Annotated in this window: 7 protein-coding genes; 6 read left to right on the forward strand and 1 reads right to left on the reverse strand. The window is 51.5% G+C overall.

The window, feature by feature from the left end; translation table 11 throughout:
• Window positions 1–110: 110 nt before the first annotated feature.
• Window positions 111–1,130, reverse strand: a complete 1,020-nt coding sequence (locus ACO0LF_RS27115) for a DUF6891 domain-containing protein (RefSeq protein ID WP_423019776.1) — start codon at window positions 1,128–1,130, stop codon at window positions 111–113.
• 420 nt (window positions 1,131–1,550) lie between these two features.
• Between ACO0LF_RS27115 and ACO0LF_RS27120 the strand changes: the two genes are divergently transcribed.
• The 6 genes from ACO0LF_RS27120 to ACO0LF_RS27145 all read left to right on the forward strand — a co-directional run bounded on the left by ACO0LF_RS27120 (window position 1,551) and on the right by ACO0LF_RS27145 (window position 6,715).
• Window positions 1,551–2,207, forward strand: coding sequence for a paraquat-inducible protein A (locus tag ACO0LF_RS27120; protein WP_423019778.1), 657 nt, complete (start codon window positions 1,551–1,553; stop codon window positions 2,205–2,207).
• Entirely contained in the window at window positions 2,200–2,856 is a 657-nt protein-coding gene (locus ACO0LF_RS27125) for a paraquat-inducible protein A (RefSeq protein WP_423019780.1), read from the forward strand. The genes ACO0LF_RS27120 and ACO0LF_RS27125 overlap by 8 nt, the downstream gene beginning before the upstream one ends.
• Complete coding sequence (locus tag ACO0LF_RS27130) at window positions 2,849–4,621, forward strand: intermembrane transport protein PqiB (RefSeq protein WP_423019782.1); 1,773 nt, start codon at window positions 2,849–2,851, stop codon at window positions 4,619–4,621. The genes ACO0LF_RS27125 and ACO0LF_RS27130 overlap by 8 nt, the downstream gene beginning before the upstream one ends.
• Window positions 4,618–5,226 (forward strand): PqiC family protein, encoded by a 609-nt coding sequence (locus ACO0LF_RS27135; protein WP_423019784.1) that lies wholly within the window; start codon window positions 4,618–4,620, stop codon window positions 5,224–5,226. The genes ACO0LF_RS27130 and ACO0LF_RS27135 overlap by 4 nt, the downstream gene beginning before the upstream one ends.
• Before the next feature lie 253 nt (window positions 5,227–5,479).
• Entirely contained in the window at window positions 5,480–6,040 is a 561-nt protein-coding gene (locus tag ACO0LF_RS27140; protein ID WP_423019786.1) for a hypothetical protein, read from the forward strand.
• A 273-nt stretch (window positions 6,041–6,313) separates the two neighbouring features.
• Window positions 6,314–6,715 carry a hypothetical protein gene (locus ACO0LF_RS27145; RefSeq protein ID WP_423019788.1) on the forward strand — a complete coding sequence of 134 codons (402 nt, stop codon included), beginning with the start codon at window positions 6,314–6,316 and terminating at the stop codon, window positions 6,713–6,715.
• Window positions 6,716–7,042: the final 327 nt, after the last annotated feature.

The raw sequence follows: 7,042 nt of genomic DNA on the forward strand, positions 1-7,042 counted from the left end.
TGGGTGACTTGACATCAGGTCGATAAAGAACCGGCAGATAATGATACCTATCTGGACCCGGTCAGGTAACAGCCGTCTGGATATGGATTGGGCCTATAAAAATGCAGCGCCTATGATGTTCTCAATTTTCTTTGCCAAATCATACGTGGGATACTGATTCTTTTATTTATGTCACCATCCCATTCAACAAACAAGCCATGAGATTGCAATATCGTTTTAATGAGTTCAGCAAGCTCTAATTTTCCTTCTTCGGTATTATTCATGTCGCCAAATGCGAGGAAGATACCGCCCCCGACTACAGCTCGCTCTACATCTTGTCCGTGATAAAAACAATATCCACGGTAGGTTCCAGGTGGCATTTTTGAGTGAATTTCACTGACGTCTTCATGGCCATCGCTGGTCGTGTATCCTGCGTTTTGGATGGCGATGATCAATTTGGAATTCAACTCGTTGAAGGCGGCATCAAGTTTGTCGCAATCTGTCGTATCGGGCCATTTCCTCTCTTGCTTTCTCTTCTCAGAAAATTCCCGGTTAATCAATGCCCTCATGTCCGTTTCATCGACATCCTCTTCCAGGATATCGTCAAGCATTTCGTTGACGCGATTGGCATCATAAAATCCCGACCAAACCCATGCATGGATAGCCTTTGCAATATAGCGCTCATTGTCGTTCTGGTTCATATTGTCCATATCTGACGTTGACGGCGAGAGATCATGTTCTGTTTGTACCTCGGCAGAAGGCTCGGGCGTGGGCATTTTCAGCCGAAAGATTTCACCGTTGAGACTATAGTCAACAAGTACAAAGAGCCGGGTGATGATTAAATCGACTACCTTGGCAAGCTCGGCTGGCGCTACTGAAACAAATGACCAGGTAGCATATTTCATTGGTTCCCAGGAGAGCAACTCTGCCTTCGGTAGCAATTGAATGATGTCGTGCAATTCTTGTTCTGGCGAATGACGCAGCGGATAAGCAACGTTTAGCTCTGTAAGGGTTACTTGTGCCCACGCATCACTTAGTCCAACAACCTCGAACGATGCACACAGATCTGCGCTGCTCTTTGAATTCGCCTGCGCATGATTAAAGACCTCCCGGATGAGAGTAGTGATTTCAGTAATTTGATCTGCACTCATGGATAGTTTACAGTTAGAAATGACAGGCAAGAGTCGTATGTGGCTTAGCAAGTTAAATTATAGCTTGAATACTCAGCATAAATCGCTACAGGCCATGATGATGATTCCTGCAAAGACGGCTCACTATAGAGAAAGCAGTATCGCCTGCATGCCATGCACCACAAACTTGGATTAATGTAGGGCGCATTACAAAGGGCCCTAACGTTACGCTCATATCATGACCCGCTTGTGATCAGCACGCACAAGGAAAACAAGATAGTTGCAAACCATTACCCACCGGTTTACCCGCAAAATCCCGGCAAAGTCACAATAAACCGGTGCCGTCGCCGTTATTCTATGATTAATCCCAAAAATTGATTACACTGACAAGCTGGCATTTTTGCGCTATTTTTTGATTTTTACCTGACCCTGCACCATAACGTGAAGCCCGCCATTACGCCTGCCAACAAATTTATCGTCTGCCATGAGTGCGATCTGGTCTGTCTGGATCTGCCACTGGCGACGGGCGAAGCTGCCAGTTGCCCGCGTTGTCGGGCCACGCTGTACCGTAACGGCAGTGCCAATGTGGACCTGGCGCTGGCCTTGTCCGTCACTTCATTGATCTTGCTGGTGATCCTCAACAGCTTTCCGCTGCTGGCACTGAAAGTGCAGCAAGTGACGCGTGACACTACCCTGTTCCATGCTGCCCTGGCGATGTGGGATGATGGCATGCACATTCTCTCGCTGCTGGTGATCACCACCACCATGCTGGCACCGGCCCTACAGATTTCGCTCGCCATTTATATTTTGTACCTGCTCAAGTTTGGCGATGCCAGTCGTGCCCTGGGTGCGCCTTTGCGCGCCTTGCAAACCCTGCGGCCCTGGAGCATGGTAGAAATTTTCATGCTGGGCTTGCTGGTCTCCCTGGTCAAGCTGCAGCATATGGCCGACATCGTCATCGGGCCAGCCTTGTGGTCATGTGCGTCCCTGATCTTTTTTACAGCAGCCATGACCTCTGTGCTGACCCCACGCAATGTCTGGCTGTGGGCCCATGCCACCGACAATCCGCTGCCAGTGGCGGGAGTACCCCATGTCTGAACACGAATACCGCCACATCCCCGCTGCCGGGCTGGCTGGCCAGACGGGCGCGGCGGTCGGGCTCATCAGTTGCGATATTTGCGAAGCCCTGTGCTGCACCAAAGATGAGGCCGCCACCCATTGCCCCAGTTGTGGTGCCTCCCTGCATTTGCGCGATAAAAACAGCCTGACCAGGTCACTGGCCTATCTGGTGGCTGCGGCGATCCTGTATATACCAGCCAATCTCTTGCCGGTGATGCATACCAATACCATCTTTGGTGCCCAGGATGACACCATCATGAGTGGCGTGCTGGTCTTATTGAATACCGGCTCCTGGCCTTTGGCGCTGCTGGTATTCTTCGCCAGCATTGTGGTGCCCTTGCTGAAGCTATTTTCCATCAGCCTCCTGCTGTACACCTGCTGGAAAAAATCTAGCTGGAGCCCCTTGCAGCGTACCCAGTTGTTTCGCATGGTAGAAGCAGTGGGGCGCTGGTCCATGCTGGATGTATATGTGGTGACGGTGCTGGTGGCGCTGGTGCAGTTTCAATCCCTGGCGGCGATACACCCTGGCGGTGGCGCGCTGGCCTTTGGCGCGGTAGTCGTGCTGACGATGTTGTCGGCACAAAGCTTTGATTCACGTTTAATCTGGGTAGCAAAGACGCATGAGTGATCCAACTTCAGAACATCCCGGCACACCGCCCGCAGAGAATAGCGGCGCGGCAGTGGGCGCTGTCAACACCGCCAATACCGATAACACCACCGACACCACCAACGCCACCAATACCGCCGACACCGCTGAGACCGTCGCCGCCATGGATGCCATCGTCCCTGTAGTCAAGGTCAGGCCCAAGCGCCGCCTGCCCTCGTTTATCTGGGCTGTGCCGGTGATTGCCGCCCTCATCGGTATCTGGCTGGTGGTGCAAAGTGTCACCAGCCAGGGGCCGGTCATCACCATCACCTTTAAATCGGCAGAAGGCCTGGAAGCCGGCAAGACCAAGCTGCGCTACAAGGATGTGGATGTCGGCCATGTCAAGGCCATTGCCCTCTCGCCTGACCGCAAGCGCGTGCTGGTGACGGCGCAACTCATCAAGAGTGCTTCTGACATCCTGGCGACGGATACCCGTTTCTTCATCGTCAAGCCACGCATTTCTGGCGGCTCGGTGTCTGGTCTCTCTACCCTGTTGTCCGGCAATTACATCAGCGTCGACGTCGGTTCAGCATCTGAGACCACTGATGAATTCACCGGTCTCGAAGAACCGCCCCTGGTCAATCGCGATTCGCCTGGTCGTGAATTTGTCTTGCATGGTGCGCAAACTGGCTCGGTCAATTATGGCTCGCCGATCTTTTTCCGCCACATCAATGCGGGCCATGTCACCAAGTTCCAGCTTGACCGTGATGGCAAGGGCGTCACCATCCGCGTCTTCATCGACGCACCGTATGATCAGTATGTGACCCCCGATACCCGCTTCTGGCACGCCAGCGGCATCGACATGCAGCTTGATGCCAATGGCTTGCGCGTGACGACTGAATCACTGACATCACTGATCGAAGGCGGCCTCGCCTTCCAGGAACATGATGATGCCCTGCCCGGTGGCAAGCCCGCCTTTGAAGGATCGATTTTCCCGCTGTTTGAAGACCGCGAACATGCCATGCGAGCACCGGATACCAAGGTGCGCAACTTCCTCATGTATTTCCCGGAAACCCTGCGTGGCTTATCCAAGGGTGCGCCTGTCGACCTGCGCGGCATCGTCATCGGCGAAGTCAAATCCCTGGGCGTGGACTTTGCCGATAATGGCCGCGTGCCACGCTTCCCGGTTGAAATCAGCCTCTACCCTGACCGCCTCAAGGCGCGCGCCCGATCCGGTGCCCGCCTGCCCGATGACAATACCGAAGCCAAGGAAAGATCGCTGATCGACCACCTGATCTCACGCGGCCTGCGCGGCCAGCTGCGCAGTGGCAATATCCTCACTGGCCAGCTGTACATCGCCCTCGATTTCTTCCCGGATGCTTCGCAAGCCAAGATGGACTGGAGCACGGACTACCCTGTCCTGCCCACCGTCGGTGGTGGCCTGGGTGAAATCCAGGATACCGTGGGCCGCATCGCCAAGAAGATAGACAAGCTGCCTTTCGATAAAATTTCTGACGAACTGGTACAAGCCCTGAGCAAACTCAATACCACCCTGGCCAGCACAGAAAAACTGGTGCGCCGCCTTGATGTTGAAGTCACACCAGAATTGACATCCACCCTCAAAGAAGCACGCGGCACCTTGAACAGCGCCAGCGCCCTGCTGGCCGAAGACGCACCGCTGCAACAAGACATGCGCGAATCATTGAAGCAAGTCGCCAAATCCGCCCGCGCCGTCGCCAACCTGGCCGACATGCTCGAACGCCATCCCGATGCCCTGGTGTTTGGCAAACAAAAGGTAAAACCATGATGCGTACCGCCAAGCTGCTCGCCCTGCCCCTGACTGCCTTTTTATTGGCTGCCTGCGCAACGCCGCCGGTAGAACACCTGTACCGCCTCGACTATCCGCTGAGCAGCAGCAACCAGGCCGAAGCGCAATATGAACTCCAGGTCGCCACCATCAAACTGCCAGAGGCAGCGAACCGCCAGCAACTGGTCATCCAAAAATCCGCCACAGAAGCCATCGTCACCGACGAACAACGCTGGATCGCCCCGCTAGACGAACAACTGACCAGCGCCCTCACCGCCCACCTGCGCAAAAACCTGCCCGAAGCCTGGCTGTCATCCGACACCGGCATCAACGCAGGCGTCGCTGCCAACCCAGGCAACAGCTTGCCACGCTACCAGGTCAAAGTACAAGTCGACCAGCTCCTCATTCAAAGCGGCGAGCAACTCACGCTCGAAGCCAGCTGGGTTGTGCTCGATAGCAGCCGCAAACTGCTCAAGCGCGAACACAAAGTGTTCATCGTCAGTTTGCATGGCACCGCCTATGAAACCGTGGCACCAGCGATGTCAGAAGCTGCAAAGCAGTTAGCGGAACAAGTAGCAGCGAGTGTCGCAGGTGTGCGCAAGTAAATGTAGCTGCGCAAAATGTAGGTACGATTAGCGCAGCGTAATCGTACGCATGAGTCGCCTGAATATGCATAGCCCTAAAAATAGTTCGTGACGACCATGTACTACCTCAGCAGATACGAGGTTTATACTTGATTCATTATTGTGAAGTGGCTATGTTTTTCGAGCGAAATAGAGAGTAACGGCTAACATGCGTACGATTACGCTGCGCTAATCGTACCTACGTCCCAAAAATCATGACAAGGATCTTAAAAAAATGCTTAAAAAATTTTCATTCTTCCTGGCTTGCTTCTTTTGTCTGAGTCTTTGTGCCCACGATGGATTTGCAGAAAATAAAAAAAACTATTCATCACCAAACTCACGTACCAGTAAAGAACGGCCAACTGCCCTACCAGAAAACAAAGCACTGGCAGAACAGTTTGCAAAATGCGCCGCTGGCCTTGTCACCCACATTATAATGGCAGAAGCATTAAAACTCGGAGACACCAAGGAAAACGAAGAACTTGGAAACTGGCTTTGGTTCAATGCAATAGATTTATCTGAAAAACAGTATGTCATGCCGTTTTTTGAAAAACGGCTCAAGGAGCTTAACGCTATGTCCAAGAAGGCAGACGAAGCTCTGGCAAAAGGAGACAAGGCATTAACTTATCATTTTGGACAAGAGCTACTCGAAGAACTCAATAAAGCCTTGGCAGAAGGTGCAGATCTCTATAAAAAATACAAAGATGAAATGAACACCGTGACCACCAATGCAGACGGTTCTTTTACTATTTCTCTGAGATGTCCCGACAATAAGACACCTGCATGTTTGAAGTAGCCTGAGCCTTCGTAGGTACGATTAGCGCAGCGTAATCGTACGCATGAGACGCCTGAATATGCATAATCTTAAACTCAGCCGGTACGTGGTTTATACTTGATACGCCACTGTGTAGCGGCTTTTCTTTTTAAGCAGGATCAAGCATGACGACTACCATGCGTACGATTACGCTGCGCTAATCGTACCCACCTGGGCTGGATAAAATGTAAAGCCCTGGTGGTAACCCGGCTTTTCAAATCAAATGATATAGCGATGACATTCATATGTAAAGATATGACGCCTGAAACGCGGACAGAATACAAAAAACAGGTATGCGGACCTATATTTGTGCTTCAAACTTCCTATGCTGAAGATGAGGATAGAGGCATCGTTTTTTTGAGTCTCGGCGGTCAGGGCAATCAGCCACCAGAAAGAGGCGAAGGGCCAAGTTTTTACAACTTGATATGGGAGGGATGTGCAATAGTTTTTGAAGCCTACCATGCCATTAAACGTTCTGATGACGGGGAATATTTTTTTGAGTTCACTGTTACAAAGGTACTGATACCAACAAAGTCGACGAAAGCTTTGAATGATATCAAAGATGCGATTATTGCAGGTGCCCATTGCTATTGGAGCGGTATTTGGGAAGAAACACTTTTGTTGAATGTCAGCTTCTCAGGTATTGAATTTTACTAGAATGGTAAATATGCCGTATCTTCCTCAGCCCACGTAGGTACGATTAGCGCAGCGTAATCGTACGCATGAGATGTCTGAATATGCATAGCCCTAAAGAGTAGTTCGTGACGACCATGTACTACCTCAGCAGGTACGGGGTTTATACTTGATACACTACTATGTAGCGGCTTTTCTTTTTAAGCAGGATCAAGCATGACAACTACCATGCGTACGATTACGCTGCGCTTGTATGGTTATAAGTGACGATTTCTGGGAAACTAGAAAGCGTTGGGGTGGAGGGACAACGCTGCGCATCTGCAGTTTTAGCTGACAGACTCGATTAGAACT

This window comes from Undibacterium sp. Di27W (assembly GCF_049340345.1).
GTDB lineage: Bacteria > Pseudomonadota > Gammaproteobacteria > Burkholderiales > Burkholderiaceae_D > Undibacterium.

Bases quoted from the DNA above. Each gene is read 5' to 3' on its own strand.
- ACO0LF_RS27115 (WP_423019776.1), bottom strand. From the start codon at position 1,130: ATGAGTGCAGATCAAATTACTGAAATCACTACTCTCATCCGGGAGGTC.
- ACO0LF_RS27125 (WP_423019780.1), top strand. From the start codon at position 2,200: ATGTCTGAACACGAATACCGCCACATCCCCGCTGCCGGGCTGGCTGGC.
- ACO0LF_RS27130 (WP_423019782.1), top strand. From the start codon at position 2,849: ATGAGTGATCCAACTTCAGAACATCCCGGCACACCGCCCGCAGAGAAT.
- ACO0LF_RS27135 (WP_423019784.1), top strand. From the start codon at position 4,618: ATGATGCGTACCGCCAAGCTGCTCGCCCTGCCCCTGACTGCCTTTTTA.
- ACO0LF_RS27140 (WP_423019786.1), top strand. From the start codon at position 5,480: ATGCTTAAAAAATTTTCATTCTTCCTGGCTTGCTTCTTTTGTCTGAGT.
- ACO0LF_RS27145 (WP_423019788.1), top strand. From the start codon at position 6,314: ATGACGCCTGAAACGCGGACAGAATACAAAAAACAGGTATGCGGACCT.